Below are 22,427 nucleotides of genomic sequence, written 5' to 3' on the forward strand. Positions count from 1 at the left end.
TCCTCGACCACGGGGGCTCTCTCCGTCTCCGGCCCCTCCGTCAGGGCTTCGCCGCCGCCGCGGCCGCCGCCGCGAACGGGAGCGCCTCGACCACCCGGCCCACGGCCCGGTCGTCGTGCGAGGCCGAGACGAACCAGGCCTCGAACGGCGAGGGCGGCAGGTAGACGCCGCGCCGCAGCAGCTCGTGGAAGAAGGGCGTGTAGCGGTACGACTCGGTGGCGCGCACCCCGTCGAAGTCCACGACCTCGTCCCTGGTGAAGAAGACGGAGAACATGGTCCCGGAGTACTGGACCCGGTGGGCCACGCCCTCCTTCGTCAGGGCGGCGGAGACCTCGGCGCCGATCGTGGCGGAGACGTGGTCGAGCCGCTCGTACACCTCGGGAGTGCTGTGCCGCAGGGTGGCGAGACCGGCGGCGGTGGCGACCGGGTTCCCGGAGAGGGTGCCCGCCTGGTAGACGGGTCCGGCCGGGGCGAGGTGGCCCATGACGTCGGCCCGGCCGCCGAAGGCCGCCGCCGGGAAGCCGCCGCCCATGACCTTGCCGAAGGTCAGCAGGTCGGGGGCGACGCCGTCCCGCCCGTACCAGCCGGAACGACTGGCCCGGAAGCCGGTCATCACCTCGTCGGAGACGAAGAGCGCGCCGTGGCGGGCGGTGATCTCCTTCAGGCCGGCGTTGAAGCCGGGCAGCGGCGGGACCGCGCCCATGTTGCCGGGGGCCGCCTCGGTGATCACGGCGGCGATCTCGTCCCCGATCTCGGCGAAGACCTTCTCGACGGCCGCGAGGTCGTTGTACGGCAGGACGACCGTGTCGCTCGCCTGGGCGCCGGTGACGCCCGGGGTGTCGGGCAGTGCGAAGGTGGCGAGGCCGGAGCCGGCCGAGGCGAGCAGGGCGTCCACGTGGCCGTGGTAGCAGCCCGCGAACTTCACGATCTTGCTCCGGCCGGTGAAGCCGCGGGCGAGGCGGATCGCGGACATGGTCGCCTCGGTGCCGGAGGAGACCAGGCGGACCTGCTCGACGGGGGCGACCCGGTCGGTGATCTCCTCCGCGAGTTCGACCTCGCCGGTGGACGGCGCTCCGAAGGAGGTGCCGTGCTCCAGGGCCCGGGTGGCCGCCTCGACGACGGCCGGGTGGCGGTGGCCCAGGATCATCGGGCCCCAGGAGCAGATCAGGTCGACGTACTCGTTGCCGTCGCTGTCGGTGAGGTACGGGCCCTCGGCGGAGGCGATGAAGCGGGGGGTGCCGCCGACGGCGCCGAAGGCGCGGACCGGGGAGTTGACGCCGCCGGGCGTGACCTTGCGGGCCCGCTCGAAGAGCGCCCTGCTGTTCGTCTCCGTGCTCCCGCTCATCGGCCGGCCTCCTCGGAGACGAGAGCCGCGCCGGAGACGAGGGCCGCGTCGGAGGAGGAGGCCTCCTCGTCGGCGGAGGTCTCGAAGGTGAGCGCCGCGTCCAGGACGACCGCGCCCTTCGGCAGGACCCGGACCGGATTGAGGTCGAGGGCGAAGCCGGTCGGCCAGTCCTGGGCCAGTGCGCCGACCCGGTGCAGGAGGTCGGCGGCGGCCTCCACGTCCACGGCGGCCCGGCCCCGGGCCCCGGCGAGTACCTTCGCGCCGCGCAGCCCGGCGAGGAGTTCGGCGCCCTCGCCCGGGGCCAGCGGCAGGAGCCGGTGGCCGACGTCGTCCAGGACCTCGGTGAAGATCCCGCCGAGACCGGCGGTGAGGACGGGGCCGAGGTCGGTGGAGTGCACGCCGACGATCAACTCGACGCCCTCGTCCACCTGTTCCTCGACGAGCACCTGCCCGCCGAGGGCGGCGAGCCGGGCGAAGGCCTCGGGCGCGGCCCCGGCCGTGACGCCGAGCTCGACGCCGCCGGCCTCGGTCTTGTGGAGCAGGCCCGGGACGACGGCCTTGAGCACCGCCGTACCGCCGACCTCGGTCACGGCCGCCGCCGCGTCCGCCGCGTCCCTCGCGATCCGGCCCTTCGGCACGGCGATGCCGGCGTCGGCGAGGAGGCTCTTGAGCTCCGGCTCGGTGACTCCGGCGGCGGGTCCGGACACGGCTCCGGGGCGGGGCGCGTCCGGGAGCGTACGGGGGCGGCCGACCTCCCAGAGGGCGGCGGCGGCGCGCAGGGCGCGGGCCGGCGTCGGGTACTCGGGGAGTCCGGCCTCGCGCAGGTCGCGGGGGGCGTCGGGGGCGAGGAAGTCGGCCCCGGTGCGGGCGACGAGGATCGGCTTGCCGCCCTTCTCGGCGGCGCGGGAGAGGGCGTTGACGGCCTTCTCCACGTCGGGGCCGGCCATCACGCAGAAGGCGGCGACGATGATGTCGACGGTCTCGTCCGCGATCAGGACGTCGAGGGAGCGGTCGAAGAGGGAGGGGTCGCTGAGGACCGTGGCGGTGATGTCGACCGGGTTGTCGATGGCTCCGAAGGCGGGGACGATCTCGGCGAGCGCCTCCTTGCTGCGGGGCTCCAGGGCGCTCAGCTCCAGGCCGTGGGCCTCGACGGCGTCGGCGGCGAGGATGCCGGAGCCGCCGGAGGTGGTGACGACGGCGACCCGGTTGCCGGTGGGGCGGCGCTCGGACTCGAAGGCCCGTGCCACGTCGAGGAGTTCGTCAATGTCCTCGACGCGGACGATGCCGAGGCCGCGCAGGGCCGCGTCGAGGACCCGGTCGTCGGTGGCGAGGGCGCCGGTGTGGGAGGCGGCGGCCCGGCCACCGGCCTCCGTGCGGCCCGACTTGAGGAGGGCGACGGGCTTGCCGGAGCCGGCCAGTTCGCGCAGGGTCCCGATGTCCGGGGTGTCCTCCAGGTAGCCGAGGAGGCCGGTGACCTCGGGGACGGCGGCGAGTTCGCGGAGGACTTCGAGGGCGGTGACGTCGGCGTCGTTGCCGGTGCTGACGACCCAGCCGGGGCGCAGGCCCCGCTCCAGGGCGAGGCTGGCGGCGCCGAAGCCGAGGGCGCCGCTCTGGCTGACGAAGGCGAGGGTGCCGGGCTCGAAGGGCACGGACTCGGCGCCGAAGAGGGGGCTGAAGGTGGCGAGGACCCGGTTCTCGTAGCCGACGGCCCCGATGCAGTTCGGGCCGATGATCCGCAGGCCCCCGGCGCGGGCCTTGGCGACGACCTCGGCCTGGAGGCGGGCGCCCTCCTCGCCGGTCTCGGCGAAGCCGGAGGAGGCGATGACGGCGAGCTTGACGCCGGCGGCCACGCAGTCGTCGACGGCGCCGGGGACCCGCTCGGCGGAGACCATGATCAGCGCCAGGTCGACGGGGCCGGGGGCGTCCTTCACGCTGGGGTACGCGGGGACGCCGAGGATCTCCGGGGAGCGCGGGTTGACCGGCAGGACGCGGCCCTTGTAGCCGTACCGGAGGAGGTAGTCGAGCGGCTTGCGGCCCAGGGCGCCGGGGCGCTCGCTGGCGCCGATGACGGCGATGGATTCGGCTTCCCAGAGGGCCGAGATGTCACTCATGCGATGGCCTCGATCTTCTGCTCGTTCGGGTCGTTCTTCTGGTTCGGGTCGTGCGCGCCGGTCACCCCGGTGTCCTCCGCCGCCGCGAAGAGGCGGGTGAAGGCGGCGATGTGCCGGGCGCCGTCCGGGTCCGCCGCCAGTTCGCGGACCAGGACGGTGGGCTGGTGCAGGGCCTTGTCGACGATGCGGCGCACGCTGCGGCCGATCTCCCGGCGGGCCGCGCCGTCGAGCCCTTCCAGGCGGCGGGCGAGCCGGTCGAGTTCGGCCTCGGCCGCCTCGGTGGCGGCCGTCCGCAGGGCGGTGAGGACCGGTGTGGCCCCGGCGAGCCGGAGGCCGGTGCGGAACTGCTCGACCTCGGCGTCGACGAGTTCGCGCGCGGCCCGGACGCTGGCCGCCGAGATCTCGTCCTCCTGGCCCTCCTCCGCGATCGCGCGCAGGTCGACGAAGGTGACGCCGGGCAGGCCGGACACCGAGGGCGCGATGTTGTGCGGCAGGGACAGGTCGAGCAGGAACAGTTCGCGGCCGTCCCGGGCGGCGAGGGCGTCCTCGACGTCCCGGGCGGTGACGAGGTGGCCGGTGGCGGCGGTGGCGCCGACGACCACGTCCACCTCGGTGAGGAGCCGGGGCACGTCCGTGAGGTCGTACCCCTCTCCCCCGGTGGTCTCCGCGAGGCGCCGGGCCTTCTCCGGGGTGCGGTTGGCGACGTGCACCCGGTCGAGGCCGGAGCGGCGCAGCGCGGCCACGACGACCCCGGCGAACGCGCCGGCGCCGATGACCAGGGCGGTCTTGCCGTGCAGCGAGCCGACCCGGCGCTCGAAGAAGGCGAGGCCGGCGGTGGCGAGCGAGCGGCCCGCCTCGTTGAGCCCGGTCTCGTTGCGGGCCCGCTTGCCGACCCTGAGGGCGGTCTGGACGGCCTTGGCGAGGACCCGGCCGGTCCGGTCGAGCCGCTGGGACCGTTCGAGGCCCAGTTTGACCTGGCCGAGGATCTGGTCCTCGCCGACCACGACCGATTCGAGCCCGGAGGCCACGGCGAAGAGGTGGCGCACGGCCCCGTCGGCGTGGTGGCGGTAGAGGTGCGGGGCGATCTCCTCGTGGTCGACGCCGGTGTGCTGGGCGAACAGTTCGCCGAGACCGTCGAGTTGACCCGGGTCGGAGGGGGTGCCCCGGGTCTCGGCGTAGATCTCCAGGCGGTTGCAGGTGGAGACGACGACGGCGGCGTCGATCCCGTCGACGGAGGTCGCGTCGGAGACGAGGTCCTCGGCGGGCCGTTCGGTGCCGGCGAGTCTCTCCAGGAGGTCGAGCGGCGCGCTGGCGTGGCTGATGCCGAGGACCAGCATGGTGGAGGGCGAGGTCACCGGGTCACCGGTCCAGGCTCTGGGCGAACTCGGAGGCCCAGTAGGTGATGATCTGGGTGGCGCCGGCGCGGTGGATGGAGGCGAGGCTCTCGCGGACGACCTGGTCGCGGTCGATCCAGCCCTTGGCGGCGGCCGCCTCGACCATCGAGTACTCGCCGGAGACCTGGTAGGCGGAGACGGGCACCTGCACGTGGTCGGCGATGAGCCGGACGATGTCGAGGTAGGCGAGGGCGGGCTTCACCATCACCAGGTCGGCGCCCTCGGCGACGTCGAGCGAGACCTCCAGGAGGGACTCGCGGATGTTGCCGGGGAACTGCTGGTAGCCCTTGCGGTCGCCGCGCAGGGTGGACTCGACGGCGTCCCGGAAGGGGCCGTAGAAGTGCGAGGCGTACTTGGCGGAGTAGCCCAGGATGGCGACGGACTGGTGTCCGGCCCGGTCGAGGGCCTCGCGGATGCGGCGCACCTGGCCGTCCATCATGCCGCTGGGGGCGACGATCTGGGCGCCCGCGTCGGCCTGGACGACGGCGGCCCGCGCGTACAGCTCGATGCTGGCGTCGTTGTCGACGTCGCCGTGGGCGTCGAGGACGCCGGTGTGGCCGTGGTCGGTGTACTCGTCGAGGTTGATGTCGCCGATGATCACGGTGGAGTCGCCGACCTCGGCGACGACGTCGCGCAGGGCGACCTGGAGGATGCCGTCGGGGTCGACGGCGCCGGTGCCGGTGGGGTCCTTGTGCTCGGGGATGCCGAAGAGGATGAGTCCGCCGACCCCGTTGGCGACCGCCTCGGCGGCGGCCTTGCGGAGGGTGTCGCGGGTGTGCTGGAAGACGCCCGGCATGGAGGGGATCTCGCGCGGTTCGGTGAGGCCCTCGCGGAGGAAGAGGGGCTGGACGAGGTTGGCGGGGCCGACGCGGGTCTCGGCGGCGAACCGGCGCAGGGCGGGGGTGCGGCGCAGCCGGCGGGGGCGGTAGTAGGGGGCGGCGGGGTCGGTGGCCGCGGTGTTGCGGCCGTAGGCGTCGTACGTCATGGGGTGACTCCCTCGGGAACGTGTCGGCGTGCGGGGCGTGACGGTGTGGAGGGTGTGCGGGGGGCGCGGGTGTGCTGCGGGGCGCGGGCACGCGAGGTGCGGGCACGCGGGGCGCGGGCACGCGGGGCGCGGGCACGCGGGGCGCGGGTGCGCTGCGGGGCGCGGGTGCGCTGGGCGAGTCCCGCGGGAAGGCCTAGAGCGGCGAGCCGAGGAAGACCTTCTCCAGGTGCTTGGCGACCGGCTCGTCGGGGCGGCTGAACCAGTAGCCGTGGCCGCTGCGCTGGAAGAGCTTCAGCTCGCCCAGCTGGACGAGGGTCTCGGCGAGCTTGACGGCGAGTCCGGCCGGGTCGATCACCGGCAGCCCGTGCAGCTCGTGGATGCCGAGGTGCCAGAGGATCTCGTTGGGGATGCCCTCGGCGGGGACGATGACCTCGGCCCCGGCCTTCGCGGCCCGCAGCGCGGCGGCCGAGTACACCTCGACAAACTCGTCGAAGTCCCCTTCCAGGGAGCGGTGCACCGAGTCCCAGCCGCCGGGGACGACCTCGTAGGAGCTGAGCGAGGACTCCAGGCGGTACTGGCGGATGTTGGCCCGGATGGGCTCCTCCAGGGGCGGCATGAAGCCGAGGACCCCGAAGCGCTGCCCGGTGAGCGCCGAGAGGAAGAAGGCCGTCTCGCCGTACCCGAGGGTGGGGATGGAGGCGAGGTGGCGGGCGTCGCGCAGGCCGGGGTCCTGGCCGGCGGCGATCACCCAGGCGTCGTAGCCCTCCCGCTCCGCGACGAGCGCGGACTCGGAGAAGTGGCGGCTGAAGAGCACCTGGGCGGAGTGGTGGCCGACGAGCCCGAAGGGGGTGCGGTCGGGGTACGTGTCGGCCGGCAGGGTCTTGATGTCGACGGTGGTGCCGGGCGCGGCGATCGCGTCGAGGTGCTCGCGATACCACTGGTCGAGCAGCGGCAGGCGTCCTTCAACGGTGTGCTTGTGAAACCAGATCCGCATGTGCCTCACCTTTCAGGGGTCGTGGTGCGACGTCGAGAAGTGATGCCTTGAGCAGGTAGTCGGTGGCCGAGCGGGGGTCCGCGGCGGTCCGCCGCAGGGCGGCGAGCCGCGCGGGGAGTTCGGCCGGACTGCCGATGCCGGCCGTACGGGCCTCGCTGCGCGGGATGACCGCCGTCTCCACGACGGAGCGGCGCCGTTCGAGGACCGCGTCGAGCAGGGCCTCGCCTCCCGGCCCCTCCCGCAGGACCGCGGCGAGGGCCCGGCCGGTCTCCACGGCGTCGTGGAGGCCGCAGTTCATGTTCAGTCCGCCCGCCGTGGAGGTCAGGTGGGCCGCGTCCCCGGCGAAGAGGACCCGGCCGGCCCGGTAGCGCGGCAGCAGGAACCGCGCGAGCCGGTAGGTGTGCGCGTCGGCGATCCGTACGGCCCGTCCGGCGGGGCCGGGCAGGGCGTGCTCGATCCGGGCCCGTACGGCGTCGGGGGCGAGCACCCCGTCCCGGTCCGTGCCGCGCGGGATCCGGAAGATGAACCGCCAGTGGTCGGGCATCCCGAGCACGCTGTACGAGCCGCGCGGGTCGCGGACGTACGCGAGGGCGGCGAGCCCCGGGACCAGCTCGTCGAGCGGGGTCTGCGTGACGACGCGGAGCGCGTAGTCCGGGTACACCTCGGCGGTGCCGGGGAGCCCGGCGAGCGCGCGCAGCCGGCTGCGGGCGCCGTCGGCCGCCAGGACGTACGGGTGGTGGGTGACGGTGGTCCGCCCCGCCGCGTCCTCGGTGCGCAGCCGCACCCCGCCGCCGGTCTCCGTCGCGCCGGTGACGGCGGCCCCGAACCGTACGTCGGCGAGGCCGGTCGCGGTCAGCTCGGCGAGCAGCAGGGGGGTGAGCCGGGCCTGTTCGACGTGGAGCCGGTAGGGGTGGCCGGTGTGTCCGGCGAGCAGGGCGTAGTCCAGTTCGGCGTGCACGCCGCCGTCCAGGTCGCGCCACTGGATCCGGTCGACCGTACGGCCCCGGCGGCGCAGGGCCGCCGCCACGCCGAGTTCGTCGAGGAGGTCGAGGGTGGCCGGGTGGAAGGTGGAGGCGCGGGACTCGGTGGCCAGCTCCTCCCGCGCCTCCAGGAGGGTCACGGGGACGCCGGCCCGGGCGAGGACGAGGGCGGCGGTCAGACCGACCGGCCCGGCGCCGACGACGGCGACCGGCGGGTGAGCGGTTCCGGCACCGCTCGCGGCGCCCCCGCCCGGGACGCCACCGCCCACGGCGTCACCGCTCACGGCACGGTCACGGGGTCGCGGCCGGAGGCGTCCCGGCCGCCGCCGGTCCGTTCGGCGAGGCGGCGCAGCAGCGGATGCGCGTCGGGGCCTGCGGCGGGGAGGCCGAGGGCGTCCCGGGCCCACCAGGCGCTCGCCAGGTTGGAGGTGAGCAGGGTCTGCCCGCCGTCCCGGCCGAGCTCGGCGAGCGCGTCGAAGGTGAACATGCCGGTGCCGGTGAACAGCAGCGTCGCGTCCTCGGGGAGCCGGGCCTCCCGCACCTGGGCGACGAGTTCGCCGGTGGCCACGTCGTACGGGGAGAAGCGGGCGCCGGCCCGGATCTTGACCACCTCGTCGACCTTCAGTCCGGCCGACTCCCAGTAGGCGCGGGACAGTTCGGTGAGCCAGGGCTCGTACGGCGAGATCAGGACGAGCCGTTCGGCGCCCACGGCCCGCGCGGTGTCGAGGATGGCGAGCGCGGCGGACCGCACGGGCGCCCCGATCCGCTCGGAGAGTTCCGCGCAGAGGGCGCGGTCGCCGTCCGGGGTGAGGAGGTAGTGCGAGCCGGTGCAGGAGACGACGGCCGCGTCGAGGCGGAGCCCGCCGAAATTCCCCAGGACTTCGGGAAGGACCTCGTTGTACTTTTCGAGACGGCCCCGCAGGTCCTTTCCGGGAAGTACCGGGAATCGCGAGGTGTGGACGTTGAACGCGGGACTGGCGAGGGCGGCGATCTCGGGTTCGGCGGCGGCGTTTCCGGAAGGAACCACCACCCCGAGTCGCGGCGCCGAATGCAGAGCCATGAGCGCTTCTCTCCGATCCGTCGGTGCCATTGACATCACCGTACGGGCGGAGTGGATCGAACATCGATACGGGATTCCGCACCCGGTGGTCCGGACCGTGCAAAAGCGAACGGCGCCGCACCCGGAATGGGTGCGGCGCCGCGGCGTCCGGAATGCGGAAATGTTTTCCGTGAAGGGAATTCAGCTGTCTCGGCCGGCTTCGGCCGCCGCGGCGGCCTCGGCCTCGGCTTCCGCTTCGGCGACGAACTCGTCGATCTTCGCGCGGCGGGTCAGTGCGCCGTTCACGGCCCAGTTGCCCTCCGGGACCTCGTTCACGACGAGCCAGACGACGGTGTCGGGCCCGGTCGCCTCCCGCACCCATCTGGTCGCCTCGACGGAGAGGGCCTCGTTGCGCCCGGGGGTGAGGAAGCCCTCCAAGGGGGTGACCACGACCAGGACGCCCGGGGGCGTGCCGGCGCCGGTGGTCGCGAGGCCCTTGGCGGCCTCGCGGACGTACACCCAGGTGGCGGCGGTGAAGAAGTCGGTACGGGGCAGCTCCATGGCCTTCAGCACGGAGTCGGCGACCTGCTGCTGCAGGACCTCCGCGGCGGCCTCGGAGAGGGTGCCCTCGGGAACGGTTATCTCGACCAGCGGCATGACGACTTCCCATCGGGTGCGAGTGCGGATGCGAGTGCGGGTACGGATGCGAGTGCGGTACGGAACGGACGTGCGCGAGCGCGGCTTCAGGCCAGTGCGGCCTCGAACCGGTCGATGGCAGCGGCCAGTTGCGCGCGCCGGCGGATGTCGAGCTTGCGGTAGATCCGGGTGATGTGCAGCTCCACGGCCCGGGTCGACACCGTGAAGGCCTCGGCGATCTGCTTGTTGGTCAGGCCGTCGAGCATCATCGTGGCGATGCGCCGTTCGTGGGCGGTCAGCTCCTCGCGCACGGCGGGTTCCTCGCGGACGGCGGACCCCCCGCGGACGACCGGCGGCACGGGCGCCGGCACGACCGGCGGGGCGTACGACGGGACGGGCGCCGGGACGCCCCCGCGTATTCGTTCGTGGGTCCCGGCACCGCCGGTGGAGCGCTCCAGGCCGGCGAGCACCACGTGGCCCATCACCGCGTTCCATTCCCGGACCCTCAGTTCCCCGATGACCTGCGCCTGCGCGTACGGGTCGGCGTAGAGCACCCGTAAGAGCGTGCGGCGGTCCCGGGCCTCACAGACCAGGAGTTCCCCGGTGCCGTCCCGCCAGGGACCGCCACCGAGCAGGAGGCCGCGCGCGGCCATCCTTTTCCAATAGGCCCGGTGAGCTTCTCCAAAACTCAGCCGGTCCGTCTCTTTACCACGGAAAACGAGTTCGACCACAAAAGCCACGTGCGTCTCCCCCACAGAGGCCGGGTGTTTCCACTTGCGACGCTACCACCCACCACCCGTACATTGAATGAACACAATGTTGCGGACGGCGGCCCGGCATTTCATGGGGGTACGGAGGGAATGGCGTCCGCCCGGCCGCCGAGAACGGCCGGGTATCGCCTTGCTTTTTCCTGATTCCGACGCCGTGGCCCGGCCTGGGTTCAATCGGCGGCTCCGGCGGTCTGCGGCCGGGCCTCCGGAGCGGGCCGTACGGCCGGCTCGGGCGCCTGCTCCTCCGGAGCGGGCCGTACGGCAGGTCCGGCCGGTGCGGGCGCCTTCCCCTCCGCCGCCGGGCGCGGCTTGCGGCGCAGCAGGCCGGTGGCCGCGAGGACCGCCACCGCGCCCAGCCACACGGTCCAGCCGAGCGGCTCGCGGAGCACCACGGCGCCGAGCACCACGGCCACGGCGGTCATCAGATAGGTGACGGTGGAGGCGACCGTGGCCCCGTCCTTGATGATCAGCTCGAAGTTGAGCAGCGCGGCGAAGCCCGTGCAGACCACGCCGAGGACGAGGACCGAGACGACCGAGTCGGTGCGCCAGGTGACGCTCTGGAGGCCCAGGAACGGGAAGGCGACCAGGAGCAGCACGGTGGCGGCGCCGAGCTGGCCGCCCGCGAGCATCAGGGGCGGGACGCCCTTGCCCACCAGGAACTTGCCCATGTACGCGAAGCTGGCGCCGAAGCTGACCGAGCCGAGGACGAAGCAGAGGATGCTCCAGCCGGTGCCGGCCGAGGACGCGTTCCACGGGGAGGCGATGAGCGCGGTGCCGCCGAGGCCGAGCAGGACGCCGCCCGCCTTGAAGCCGGAGACCCGCTTCTCCTGGCCGAGCAGCAGCGCGGCCGCCAGGGTCCAGATCGGGGCGCTGCCGTTGACGACGGCGGCGACGCTGCTGGAGCCCTCGATCTCGCCCTCGGCGTACAGGGTCCAGGGGATCGCGTTGCCGAGCAGCGCGGCCACGGTCAGATGGCCCCAGACGGCCCTCTCCTTCGGCAGCCGGAGCCCCCTCGCGTATCCGATGGCGAGGATGACGACGGCGCCGAGCGCGAGCCGGATGAGGACCATCTGCACGGGCGAGAAGCCGTACCCGGCGATCTTGATCCACAGGAAGACGGAGCCCCAGATGAGGCTCAGCGCGGCCAGCCGCGCGTAGGTGGCTTTGGACATGGGTGTTTCCCGCTCTCCGGAAGGGCTCGGCAGGGGCAGAGGAAGGACGAGGAAGGACAGAGGGAAGGCAGAGGAAGAGAAAGGGGGCGCGCGGAGCGGTCCGCGGTACGGCAACGAGCCTCGCACCGGCGGCCGGGCGGATCCAGCAACGTCTGCTGGACGGTACCTTCCACGTGCCGTGGAGGATCGCGTACCGGCAGGCCGTGAGCCGGACGGTCGCCCGGTCAGGCGGCCACGGCCGCCCTGGCGACGGTGCGCAGCGCGTCCAGGACGGCGGCGATCTCCGGGGAGGTCTGGCTGCCCTCCCGTACGGCCGCGAAGACCGTGCGGGAGGGGGCCCGCTCGCTGAACGCGCGGATCGTCACCTCGGGCCGCGGGGCCGGCTTGGCCATCCGCGGGACGAGCGCGACCCCGAGGCCGAGCCGCACCGCCGCGAGGGTGGCGTCCCAGTCACCGATGGCGTGGGAGGCCTGCGGGGTGAACCCGGCGGCCGTACACGCGGCCACGCCGATGTCGTGGCACATGCCGGTGGTGGCGAAGATCCAGGTCTCCTCGGCGAGGTCGGCGAGGAGCAGCCGGGGACTCCCGAGGAGCCGGTGGCCCGCGGGGAGGGCGATGTCGAAGGGGTCCTCGCAGAGCGGGACCCGGTGGAACCGCCCGCCGGAGCGGCCCTCGTCGCCCGCCGGGCCCGGGTTACGGGCGGTGTCGGCGGAGATGACGACGTCGGTCTCGCCCCGGTGCAGCAGGGAGAAGCTCTCCGGCGGGTCGACCTCGGCCAGCGAGGTGCGCAGCAGCGGCCGGGTCTCCCGGAGCCGGGCCACGGCGGGCAGGATGAGCGCCGAGAGGGTGGTGGAGAAGCCGGCCACGGCCACCTCGCCGTGCTCGCCGCTGCGGTGCGCGGCGAGCTCCGCGCGCATCTGCTCGATCTGGGTGAAGACGGCGTCGGCGTGCCGGAGCACGATCCGCGCCGCCCCCGTGAGGCGCAGCCGGCGCCCGGACGGTTCGGTGAGCGGCACGCCCAACTCCCGCCCCAGGGCGCTGATCTGCTGCGAGACGGCCTGCGGGGTGAGGTGGAGCGCTTGGGCGGCCGCGCTGACGGTGCCGCGCTCGCTGAGCTCCCTCAGCACGCGGAGCTTGCGCAGGTCCGGATCGGCCACGTCCCGCTCCCCCTCCCGTCTCCGAGGAGGCGTCCCGGCGTCCGGGGCGCCCCTCGCTCATCGTACGCAGCCGGTGGCCGTACGGAGCCGCTGCCCGTACGGGGTCGGACGTCACGTCCGGACGGTCACCGCACCGACCCCGCGTCCACGTCGACGACCTCCTTCACCAGGGTCTCCAGGACGTCGAGGTCCCGCGCGGTGCGCCCCGGCTCGCGGTGGTCGCCCGGGTAGGTGGGGTCGAGGACGACGGCCCGGGCGCCGACGTCCTGGAGCAGCCCGAGGTCGTCGGCGATCTGGGCCAGGGTGCCCTCGCCGAGCAGCCGCCCGGGGCCCAACGGCCTGGGGGTGACCCGGAGTTTGATGCGGGGGCAGACGGCGGGCACCGGCAGCTCCTGCTCCTCCGCGACCTGGCGGAGCGTGGGCAGCCCCACGCCGAGGAGCCAGTCGCCGGAGACGGAGGTGGGGTGCCAGGCGTCCCCGAGGCGGACGGCCCGGCGCAGCGCGCCGTAGCTGTGGCCGCCGACCCAGACGGGCGGACCGGGCCGCTGCACGGGCAGCGGTCCGGTGTGCACCTCGCGGAAGGAGACGTGGGCGCCGTCGAAGGAGGCGACCTCGTCCCGCCAGCAGGCCTTGATGGCGGCGAGGTACTCGTCGCTGATCGCGCCGCGCTTGCGGTACGGGACGTCGAGGACGGCGAACTCCCTGGCCGCCCAGCCGGCCGCCGCGCCGAAGACGAGGCGCCCGTTGCTGAACCGGTCGATGTTGGCGGCGACCCGGGCGGTGTGCACGGGGTGCCGGTACGGGAGGATCGTGACCGTGGTCCCGAGGCCCACGGTCCTGGTGACGCCGGCGAGCCAGGCGAGGGTCGCGAAGGGGTCGTAGAACGGGGCGGGGAAGAGGTGCTGCACGTCCGGGGTGAGCGCCACGTGGTCGGAGACCATGGCGTAGTCGTACCCCAGCGCCTCCACCCGCAGCGCCCAGTCGGCGAGGGCGTCGGGGGTGGCCTCGGGCCCGTAGTTGGGCAGATTGACGCCGAACTTCATGGGGCGTTCCTTTCCGGGGACCCGGCCGCGGTCGCGCCCGCGCCTCCGGTCCCGTCGTCATGGTCCTTGGTGCCTGGGGCGGTCCGCGCGGCGCGCCGGGCGAGGGCGGGAACCGCGACGAGGTGGAGGAGGACTCCCGCGAGCGCGACCCCCGCGGCGGGGAGCGGGAGCCAGCGGGCGTCGAGCCCGCGGGCGAGGGCGAGGCCGCCGAGCGCGGAGCCGACGGCGCCGCCGAGGTAGGTGGCGGAGCTGTTGAGACCGACGGCGGCGGCTCCCGATCCGGCCTTCCCGCTCCCCTCCCCGGCGAGCAGCCGGTGCTGCTGCGGGACGACGAAGGCCCAGCCGACCGCGCCCCAGAGGAGCAGGGGCAGGAGGACGAGGCCGGGTGGGGATCCGGTCCACGGCAGCAGCGCGAGGGCGCCGCCGAGGGTGCCGAGGAGCGCGACCGAGAGGAGGGCGGGCCGCCCCGTCCGGTCGACGAGGGTCCCGGCGAGGAGGCTGCCGCAGACCCCGCCGATCCCCCAGACCCACAGGTACGGCACGGTGCTGCCGACGTCGGCGGTCCGGTGGAGGACCGGTTCGAGGTAGGTGTAGAGGCCGAGGCTGGCCACGGTCTGGGTGAAGGTGACGGCGACGACCACGGCGACCCGGGGCCGGGCGAGGGCCGCGAACCGCTCCCGCGGGGACGGCGCCGCGGCCCCCCGCACCGGCGGCAGGGCGACCGCGGTGCCGAGCAGGGCGAGCACGCCGAGTCCGGTGACCAGCCACAGGGCGGCCCGCCAGCCGGCGCCGGCCGCGACGAGCAGGCCCAGCGGGACGCCGAGCACGGTGCCCGCGCTCATCCCGCCGAGGACCAGGCCGAGGGCGCGCCCGCGCCGCTCGGGCGGGACGAGCGCGACGGCCGCGGTGGCGGCGGCCGGGGTGAAGAGGCCGGCTCCGGCACCGGCGAGGGCCCGGGTGCCGAGGAGCACGGGGTACGAACCGGCCAGGGCCGTACCGGCGTTGGCGAGGACGAAGACGGCGAGGGCGGTCACGACGACCGCACGGGTGCCCCGGCGGGCGAGCGCGGCCGACAGGAACGGCGCGGCCAGGGCGTAGCAGAGGGTGAAGGCGGTGACGGACTGGCCCGCGAGGGAGACGGAGACGCCCAGGTCGGCCCCGATGTCCGGGAGCAGCCCCGCCATCGCGTAGGCGTCGGTCCCCATGGCGAAGGAGCCGAGCGCGAGCAGACCCACCGCACGCGTGCCGCCCATCGCACCCCCTTGTCGTCCTGTCGCCGCACGGAACACTTGCCGCACGGAACGGCCGCCGTACGGAACGGCTGCCATACGGAACGGCCTGCGTACGAAACGGCCGCCGTACGGAACGGCCTGCGTACGAAGCGGTCGCCGTACGAAGCGGTCGCCGTACCGAACAACCGCGTACCGAACGGTCCTCGGGACGCTACTGACCGCGCGTGCCTCCCGCAGCCCACAACGCGCAAGAGGGTTCGGGGTTCCGCAGCCTCGCGCCCCCGCGCCCCTCGATCCGCCCGGTCACCGGCCTACGGTGGATCCCTCCAGGAACCCCAGGAGGGAGTCCACCGTGCTCGACCTGTCCGTCATCAACGCGATGTTCCCGCCCGACCTTCCGGAACCGGACGACTGGGAACGGCGGTTCCGGCCGCGCGACCTGCCGGACGGTGCCGAGGTGACGCGCTTCGCCCCGAGCCCCACCGGACACCTGCACATCGGCGGCCTCTACACGGCGGCCGTGGCCCGGGCGCTCGCCCACCAGTCGCGCGGCACGTACGTGCTGCGCGTCGAGGACACCGACCGCGCCCGGCGGGTGGCGGGCGCCGCCGAGGAGTTCTCCCGGCTGCTCGGCGCCTTCGGGCTCGCCCCGGACGAGGGCGGGGCCGCCGGGGACGGGGAGTGGGGCCCGTACCTCCAGTCGGAGCGCCGGGACGTCTACCTGAGCCACGTGCGGGAACTGCTGCGCGGCGACCGGGCGTACCCCTGCTTCTGCGACAAGGAGCGGCTGGCCCGGAGCGCCGAGGAGCAGCGCGCGGGCCGCTCCCCGCTGGGCTACTACGGCCGGTGGGCGCCGTGCCGGACGCTGGCCCCGGAGGAGGCGGCGCGGCGGCTCGCGGCCGGCGAGCCGTACGTGGTGCGCCTGCGCTGCCCGTACGAGTTCCCCGGCCGGATCCGTTTCGCGGACCGCATCCGGGGCTCGGTCACCCTGCAGGACAACGGCAACGACATCGTGCTCCTGAAGTCCTCGCAGGAGGAACTCCCGCTGCCGACCTACCACTTCGCTCACGTCGTGGACGACCACCTGATGCGGGTCACGCTCGTGGTGCGCGGCGAGGAGTGGCTGTCCTCGACCCCGGTCCACCTCCAGCTGCACACGGCCCTCGGCTTCGCGCCGCCGGCGTACGCGCACCTCGCGCCGCTGATGAAGGCCGAGGGGCCGTCGCGCCGCAAGCTGAGCAAGCGCAAGGACCCCGAGGCGTCGGTGGACTACTACCTGTCCGCCGGTTATCCGCCGGCGGCCGTCCAGCACTACCTGCGCGGCCTCGCCAACATCCGGCTGATGGACGTCCCCACGGCCGAGGCGCTCGCCGCCCCCGTCCGGCTCGACGGCATGCGCCCGTCGGGCCCGCTGCTCGACCTGCCCAAACTGCACTCCCTGAGCCGGGAGTTCATCGCCTCGCTCACCCCGGGCGAGCTGTACGCGCACCTGCTCGCCTGGGCGGAGGAGTACGACCCGGAGCTGGCGTCCGTCCTCGTCCGCCACGAGGGGCTCGCCCTGGCGGCGGTGGCCGCGGGGCGGCCGGAGGGCGCGCCCGCCCGGAAGGACCTGGACCGCTGGTCGTGCTTCCGCGACCGCTACGGCTTCTTCTTCGCGGAGCTCTTCGGCCCGGTGCCGTCCGCCGCCGACGACCGCTTCGGCGGCCTCGCCCCGGAGCTGGTGCGCCGGATCGCGGCCGGGTTCGCCCGGGACGGGGCCGGGGCGGGCACGCCGGAGGAGTGGTACGGGGCGCTGCGCGCGCTGGCCGGGCGGCACGGCTTCGCCCCGGACACGGCCGCCTGGCGCCGGGAACCGGACCGCTGGGCGGGTCCGCCGAGGGTGGTGGCGAACGTGGTCCGGGTGGCGCTGACCGGCGCCACCCGGAGCCCGGACCTGTTCGCCGTGGCGGGCGTCCTGGGCCGGGACGAGGTGGTGCGCCGCCTCACCGCCGTGGCGGGATGAGGCGGGACGGGGACGGACGGATACGGATACCGGCGGGGACGGAGGGGGACCGGCAGGATCGGACAGGGACCGACAGGATCGGACGGATACCGGCAGGAACGGACGGGCGCGGGCGGGACCGGTGCGTTCGGAGGGGGACGCCAGGGGCGGACAGGGGACTGTCCTCAAGATCACCGAACGCCTTCCGACGCTAACCGCCGGGATCCCGCCGCCCCGGCAGGACACACGGCGCGGCGCGCTCCGGCGGCCCGCTCACCGCTTCGGCGGAGCGCACTCCGGTCCCGGAGGGCGCCGGACGGCCCGCGGTCGTCCCTGGCCAGGAGCGGCGGTGGGCTGGCAGGATCGGCCCCATGTTCGCCTCCCTCTCCCGCGCCGCCCGCCGCCGTGCCCTGACGGCCACGGCCGCGCTGCTCGCGCTCTGCGGGATGCTGGTGTGGTGGCTCGCCCCCTTCGGCTCCCCCGCCCCCAGCGGCACGGTCACCTTCAGCACCGGGGTCCCCACCGGGGTGTACCAGCGCTACGGGAAGCTCCTGCGGCAGGCCCTGGCCCAGGACCTGCCCGAGGTGTCGATAAAGCTCACGGACAGCGAGGGCTCCCAGCAGAACCTGGCCCGGGTGGCGACGGGCAAGGCGGACTTCACCGTCGCCACGGCCGACGCGGTGGCCCAGTACCAGCGCGACCGCAGGCCCGGTTTCGAGCGGCTGCGCGGCTGCGCCCGGTTGTACGACGACTACGTACAGCTCGTGGTCCGCAAGGGGTCGTCGCTGCGGAAGGTGCAGGACCTGAAGGGCCTGCGGGTCGGCGTGGGCCAGGACGGGTCGGGCGTGCGGCTGATCGCGGACCGGGTCCTCGCGGCGGCGGGCCTGGCCCCCGTCCGGGACGTCCGGGCGGTCCCGGCCGGCATCGACACGATGCCGAGGCTCCTGGAGCGCGATGAGCTGGACGCCTTCTTCTGGTCGGGCGGGCTGCCCACCGAAGCGGTGCAGAAGCTGTCCGAGCGCGCCTCGGTCCGGCTGATCCCGTTGGACGCTGAGCTGGTGTCCCAGCTGCACGACGTCGGCGATTCGACCCGCCACTACCGTTCGGCGGTGATCCCGGCCGACGCGTACGCGAAGGCGCAGGACGGGCAGTCGGTCGAGACGCTGGCCGTGGCGAACCTCCTGGTCACCACCGAGGAGGCCGACGCGGACCTGGTGGAGGGCTTCACCCGTACGGTGATCAGGAGCAGGGACGGGATCGGCCGCCAGGTCCACCCGGCCCAGCTGGTGGACCTGCGCACGGCCGTCTACACGGACCCCCTGGAGCTCCACGAGGGCGCCAGCCGCTACTACCGCTCGGTGAAGCCCTGACCTCGTACGGCCGCTCGGCGAAAGCCCCGATCCCGCGCCACCGCTCGGCGAAGTGAGGCTTTGACCCCGCCCTACCGCCCCGTGAAGCCCTGGTCCTGCCGTTCCGCGGGGGCGTGCCGGGGGACGGTGACCGTCACCCGCAGGCCGTGGGGCGCGTTCGGGGTGAAGGCCACCCCGCCGCCGCCCGCCGTCAGCAGGACGCGGGCGATGGAGAGGCCGAGGCCCGAGCCCTTGACGTTCTGGTGCCGGCCCGAGCGCCAGAAGCGGTCCCCGATCCGGCCGAGCTCCTCCTCCGTGAGGCCGGGCCCGCGGTCGGCGACGACGACGGCGACGTGCGCCCCCTCCGGGGCGACCGTGACCGTGACCTCCTCCCCGGCCGGGGTGAACTTCAGCGCGTTGTCGATCACCGCGTCGAGGGCGCTGGAGAGGGCCACCGGGTCCGCCCAGGCCGTGACCGCCCCGCACTCCTCCGCCAGGACGACCCCCTTGTCCTCGGCGACCGGCCGCCAGGACGCGACCCGCTCGGCGGTGAGCGCGCCGACGTCGGTGAGCTGCGGCTCGGCCGCCGCGTGCTCGGCGAGCGCCAGGTCGAGGAGGTCGTCGAGGACGCGGGCGAGGCGCTTGCCCTCGGTCCGTACGGAGGCGATCTCCTCGTTCCCCTCGGGCAGCTCCAGGGCGAGCAGCTCGATCCGCAGGAGGAGCGCGGCGAGCGGGTTGCGCAGCTGGTGGGAGGCGTCGGCGACGAAGGCCCGCTGCTGTTCGAGGGCCTCCTCGACGTGGTCGGCCATCTCGTTGAAGGAGCGGGCGAGGCGCCGCAGCTCGGGCGGTCCCCCGGCGGCGGCGACCCGGGAGTTCATCCGGCCGGTGGCGATGTCGTGGGTGACGGCGTCGAGGACGCGGACGGGCCGCAGCACCCAGCCGGTGAGCCGGAAGGCCGCGCCGACGGCGAGCAGCATCGCGGCGGCCTCGCCCGCGAAGATCAGCAGCCAGCCGTGCAGGATGCGGGAGCGGAGCCGGCCGGTGGGCGAGTCGGTGACGACGACGGCGACGACGTCGCCGTCCCGGACGACCGGGGAGGCGATGGTGAGCCGCGCGCCGCGCTGCCAGGGCCACACCTGGGGCGGATCGTGGCTGCGCCGCCCGAGCAGCGCCTCGTTGAAGGCGCGCCGGCCCTCCCCGTCGTACGGGACGACCCAGTCCTCGGGGGCGGCGGCCATGGCGCGGTTGTTCCGGTAGAAGATCCCGGCCCGGATGCCGTACACGTCGTGGTAGCTGGCGAGTTCGCCGCCGAGCGTGGCGTGCCGCTCGTCGGTGCCGAAGCTGTTCTCGCCGACGAACTGGGCGAGGGCGGCGAAGCGCGCGGCGTCGTCGAGCCGGTCGACGACGACCCGCTGCTGCTCGGAGGCGGCGAGGCTGGCGGCGAGCGGGAAGCCCAGGGCGAGCAGCACGCCGGCCATGAGGACGATGAGCAGCGGGAGGAGTCGGGTGCGCACGGAGGAGCCGCCGGGGGGTTACGCGGCGGGGGCGACCAGGCGGTAGCCGACGCCCCGCACGGTCTCGATCAGGGCGGGCATCCGCAGCTTGGAGCGCAGGGAGGCCACGTGCACCTCCAGGGTGCGGCCGGTCCCCTCCCAACTGGTGTGCCAGACCTCGCTGATGATCTGCTCGCGGCGGAAGACGACGCCGGGCCGCTGGGCGAGGAGGGCGAGGAGGTCGAACTCCTTGCGGGTCAGCTGGACGCTCTCACCCTCGACGCTGACCCGGCGGGTGGGCAGCTCGATGGTGACGGAGCCGAGCCGCAGCCGGGTCCCGTCGGTGGTCCCGGCGGCCGTGCCGGTCTCCTCGGGGCCGGGGCTGCGGCGGCTGACGGCGTGGATGCGGGCGAGGAGCTCGCCGGGGTCGTAGGGCTTGACGACGTAGTCGTCGGCGCCGAGGTTGAGCCCGTGGATCCGGGAGCGCACGTCCCCGCGCGCGGTCACCATGATCACCGGGGTGGTGGTGAGCTTCCGGATGCGGCCGCAGACCTGGTAGCCGTCCTGGTCGGGCAGGCCGAGGTCGAGCAGGATCACCCCGTACGAGGGGCGCTCGCCGTGCGCGGTGGGCAGGACGGCCTGGAGCGCCTCCTCGCCGTTGCGGGCGTGGGTGACGGCGAAGCCGTGCTTCGCGAGGATCGCGGAGAGGGCGGCGGCGACGTGGTCGTCGTCCTCCACGAGCAGCAGTCGCATGCGTACCTCCTCCGTGATCTTCCGTGGTCTCTTCCGCAGCTTCGCGCCGTTCCCGGTGTCGCGCGCCGGTTGCCGGGTCTCTGTGTACCAGGTGGTACCGGAGCATGAACACCGAACACCGGCGTCACAGTCAAGTGTCCCCCCGTCACGTGGGCGTTTCCGTGATGCACCTGGTACGGCGGCCGGTGTCGCCTTCACGCGGTGTGTCCGGTTGCGGCCGGATCGTTATCCTCAATTTCCGCTCAGATGTGATGACGCTCGTCACATCGGGTCTCTAGTCTCCTCCCCAACCGAGGAGGACGGAGCAAGAGGCCGATGAGCGGAGAGTCAGTGTCCAAGGTTTCGGAGGACACCCCGCGTGCCGCGGACGATCTGGTCGTACTGTCCGGCGTGAACAAGCACTTCGGCGCACTGCATGTCCTCCAGGACATCGATCTGACGATCACCCGCGGCGAGGTCGTGGTCGTCATCGGACCTTCGGGGTCCGGCAAGTCGACGCTGTGCCGCACGATCAACCGGCTGGAGAGCATCGACTCCGGCACCATCACCATCGACGGCAAGCCGCTGCCGGAGGAGGGCAAGGAGCTCGCCCGGCTGCGGTCCGACGTCGGCATGGTCTTCCAGTCGTTCAACCTGTTCTCGCACAAGACGGTGCTCGAGAACGTGATGCTGGGGCAGATCAAGGTCCGCAAGGCGGAGAAGAAGGACGCCGAGGCGAAGGCCCGCGCGCTGCTCGACCGGGTGGGCGTGGGCACGCAGGCGGACAAGTACCCGGCCCAGCTCTCCGGCGGCCAGCAGCAGCGCGTGGCCATCGCCCGCGCGCTCGCGATGGGCCCGAAGGTCATGCTCTTCGACGAGCCGACCTCGGCCCTCGACCCCGAGATGATCAACGAGGTCCTGGAGGTCATGCAGCAGTTGGCCCAGGAGGGCATGACGATGGTGGTCGTCACCCACGAGATGGGCTTCGCGCGCTCCGCCGCCAACCGGGTCGTCTTCATGGCGGACGGGAAGATCGTCGAACAGGCCTCCCCCGAGGAGTTCTTCAGCAACCCGCGCAGCGACCGCGCCAAGGACTTCCTCTCCAAGATCCTTCACCACTGAGCGAGTTCGGATTTACTCTTCCCAACTCACGCCTACGCAAGGGACTTTCCTCGATGAAGCTTCGCAACACCTCCGCCGCCGCCGCTGCCGTCGTCCTGCTCGCGCTGACCGCGACGGCCTGTGGTGGCGGGTCCGACTCCGGGAGCAACGGTGACAAGATCACCATCGGCATCAAGTTCGACCAGCCCGGCCTGGGCCTGAAGACCCCGGACGGCAAGCACGCCGGCTTCGACGTCGACGTCGCCCGTTACGTGGCCAAGGAACTCGGCTACGCCGAGGACAAGATCAACTTCAAGCAGGCGCCGAGCGCCGAGCGCGAGAACCTGATCAAGAACGGCGACGTGAAGTTCATCGTCGCCAGCTACTCGATCAACGACAAGCGCAAGAAGGAGGTCGACTTCGCCGGTCCGTACTTCCTGGCCCACCAGGACCTGCTCGTGCGCGCCGACGACGCCTCGATCACCAAGGTCGAGGACCTCAACTCCAAGAAGCTCTGCTCGGTCACGGGCTCGACGTCCGCGCAGAACGTCCACGACAAGCTCGCCCCCAAGGCCGACCTGCGCCAGCTCGGCGGCTACTCCGAGTGCCTGACCGGCCTGGAGAACAAGCGCGTCGACGCCCTCACCACCGACGACTCCATCCTCGCGGGCTACGCCGCGCAGAAGGAGAACCAGGGCAAGTTCAAGCTGGTCGGTCTGCGGATGAGCGACGAGAACTACGGCATCGGCCTCAAGAAGGGCGACGACGAGCTGCGCGGCAAGATCAACAAGGCGCTGGAGAAGATGGTCTCCGACGGCACCTGGAAGAAGCTCGTCGACCAGCACTTCGGCCCCTCCGGCTACAAGTCCGAGCCCGCGCCCAAGGTCGCGGGCTGACCGACCCCGCCTCCGGC

Annotated in this window: 19 protein-coding genes; 4 read left to right on the top strand and 15 right to left on the bottom strand. The window is 73.6% G+C overall.

Annotated features, from left to right (window positions below; all coding sequences use genetic code 11):
- Nucleotides 1–40: 40 nt before the first annotated feature.
- The 13 genes from hemL to ACIP5O_RS23955 form a co-directional block, all read right to left on the bottom strand.
- On the bottom strand, nt 41–1,345 hold the full coding sequence (gene hemL / locus ACIP5O_RS23895; RefSeq protein ID WP_401296485.1) for a glutamate-1-semialdehyde 2,1-aminomutase: 1,305 nt from the start codon (nt 1,343–1,345) through the stop codon (nt 41–43).
- A complete protein-coding gene (locus ACIP5O_RS23900) occupies nt 1,342–3,456 on the bottom strand; it encodes an acetate--CoA ligase family protein (protein WP_401296487.1) in 2,115 nt (704 codons plus the stop codon). Before ACIP5O_RS23900 ends, hemL begins: the two co-directional genes overlap by 4 nt.
- Nucleotides 3,453–4,811, bottom strand: coding sequence for a glutamyl-tRNA reductase (gene hemA, locus ACIP5O_RS23905; protein WP_401296489.1), 1,359 nt, complete (start codon nt 4,809–4,811; stop codon nt 3,453–3,455). Before hemA ends, ACIP5O_RS23900 begins: the two co-directional genes overlap by 4 nt.
- 4 nt (nt 4,812–4,815) lie before the next feature.
- The gene (hemB, locus tag ACIP5O_RS23910; RefSeq protein ID WP_388666799.1) at nt 4,816–5,835 is read right to left on the bottom strand and encodes a porphobilinogen synthase; all 1,020 of its coding nucleotides are present in this window, start codon (nt 5,833–5,835) and stop codon (nt 4,816–4,818) included.
- A gap of 193 nt (nt 5,836–6,028) precedes the next feature.
- Nucleotides 6,029–6,829 (bottom strand): aspartate/glutamate racemase family protein, encoded by an 801-nt coding sequence (locus tag ACIP5O_RS23915; RefSeq protein WP_356547203.1) that lies wholly within the window; start codon nt 6,827–6,829, stop codon nt 6,029–6,031.
- Nucleotides 6,798–8,093, bottom strand: a complete 1,296-nt coding sequence (locus ACIP5O_RS23920; protein WP_401296491.1) for an FAD-dependent oxidoreductase — start codon at nt 8,091–8,093, stop codon at nt 6,798–6,800. Before ACIP5O_RS23920 ends, ACIP5O_RS23915 begins: the two co-directional genes overlap by 32 nt.
- Nucleotides 8,090–8,869, bottom strand: a complete 780-nt coding sequence (locus tag ACIP5O_RS23925) for an arylmalonate decarboxylase (protein ID WP_401296493.1) — start codon at nt 8,867–8,869, stop codon at nt 8,090–8,092. The genes ACIP5O_RS23920 and ACIP5O_RS23925 overlap by 4 nt, the downstream gene beginning before the upstream one ends.
- Before the next feature lie 180 nt (nt 8,870–9,049).
- Nucleotides 9,050–9,505, bottom strand: a complete 456-nt coding sequence (locus tag ACIP5O_RS23930; RefSeq protein WP_401296495.1) for a hypothetical protein — start codon at nt 9,503–9,505, stop codon at nt 9,050–9,052.
- 86 nt (nt 9,506–9,591) lie between these two features.
- Complete coding sequence (locus ACIP5O_RS23935) at nt 9,592–10,239, bottom strand: LuxR C-terminal-related transcriptional regulator (protein ID WP_401296496.1); 648 nt, start codon at nt 10,237–10,239, stop codon at nt 9,592–9,594.
- 185 nt (nt 10,240–10,424) lie between these two features.
- On the bottom strand, nt 10,425–11,426 hold the full coding sequence (locus tag ACIP5O_RS23940; RefSeq protein WP_401296498.1) for an EamA family transporter: 1,002 nt from the start codon (nt 11,424–11,426) through the stop codon (nt 10,425–10,427).
- Nucleotides 11,427–11,650: 224 nt separating this feature from the next.
- Entirely contained in the window at nt 11,651–12,583 is a 933-nt protein-coding gene (locus ACIP5O_RS23945; RefSeq protein WP_356547211.1) for a LysR family transcriptional regulator, read from the bottom strand.
- A gap of 125 nt (nt 12,584–12,708) precedes the next feature.
- Nucleotides 12,709–13,626, bottom strand: coding sequence for a TIGR03619 family F420-dependent LLM class oxidoreductase (locus ACIP5O_RS23950; protein ID WP_356547213.1), 918 nt, complete (start codon nt 13,624–13,626; stop codon nt 12,709–12,711).
- Nucleotides 13,623–14,879, bottom strand: coding sequence for an MFS transporter (locus ACIP5O_RS23955; protein ID WP_401296500.1), 1,257 nt, complete (start codon nt 14,877–14,879; stop codon nt 13,623–13,625). The genes ACIP5O_RS23950 and ACIP5O_RS23955 overlap by 4 nt, the downstream gene beginning before the upstream one ends.
- Before the next feature lie 331 nt (nt 14,880–15,210).
- On the opposite strand from ACIP5O_RS23955, the gene ACIP5O_RS23960 reads away from it, so the two are divergent.
- Together ACIP5O_RS23960 and ACIP5O_RS23965 are read left to right on the top strand one after the other, a co-directional pair.
- Entirely contained in the window at nt 15,211–16,860 is a 1,650-nt protein-coding gene (locus tag ACIP5O_RS23960; RefSeq protein WP_401296502.1) for a glutamate--tRNA ligase, read from the top strand.
- Between the two features lie 350 nt (nt 16,861–17,210).
- Nucleotides 17,211–18,209, top strand: a complete 999-nt coding sequence (locus ACIP5O_RS23965; RefSeq protein WP_401296504.1) for a TAXI family TRAP transporter solute-binding subunit — start codon at nt 17,211–17,213, stop codon at nt 18,207–18,209.
- 71 nt (nt 18,210–18,280) lie between these two features.
- On the opposite strand, the gene ACIP5O_RS23970 is transcribed toward ACIP5O_RS23965, so the two are convergent.
- Nucleotides 18,281–19,702, bottom strand: a complete 1,422-nt coding sequence (locus tag ACIP5O_RS23970) for an ATP-binding protein (protein ID WP_401296506.1) — start codon at nt 19,700–19,702, stop codon at nt 18,281–18,283.
- A gap of 18 nt (nt 19,703–19,720) precedes the next feature.
- Nucleotides 19,721–20,434, bottom strand: a complete 714-nt coding sequence (locus ACIP5O_RS23975; RefSeq protein WP_401296508.1) for a response regulator transcription factor — start codon at nt 20,432–20,434, stop codon at nt 19,721–19,723.
- Nucleotides 20,435–20,749: 315 nt separating this feature from the next.
- On the opposite strand from ACIP5O_RS23975, the gene ACIP5O_RS23980 reads away from it, so the two are divergent.
- Both ACIP5O_RS23980 and ACIP5O_RS23985 read left to right on the top strand, forming a co-directional pair.
- Nucleotides 20,750–21,535 (top strand): amino acid ABC transporter ATP-binding protein, encoded by a 786-nt coding sequence (locus tag ACIP5O_RS23980; protein WP_356547224.1) that lies wholly within the window; start codon nt 20,750–20,752, stop codon nt 21,533–21,535.
- Between the two features lie 53 nt (nt 21,536–21,588).
- A complete protein-coding gene (locus ACIP5O_RS23985) occupies nt 21,589–22,410 on the top strand; it encodes a glutamate ABC transporter substrate-binding protein (RefSeq protein WP_401296510.1) in 822 nt (273 codons plus the stop codon).
- Nucleotides 22,411–22,427: the final 17 nt, after the last annotated feature.

It is taken from the genome of Streptomyces sp. NPDC088915 (assembly GCF_044749825.1).
Taxonomy (GTDB): Bacteria; Actinomycetota; Actinomycetes; order Streptomycetales; family Streptomycetaceae; genus Streptomyces.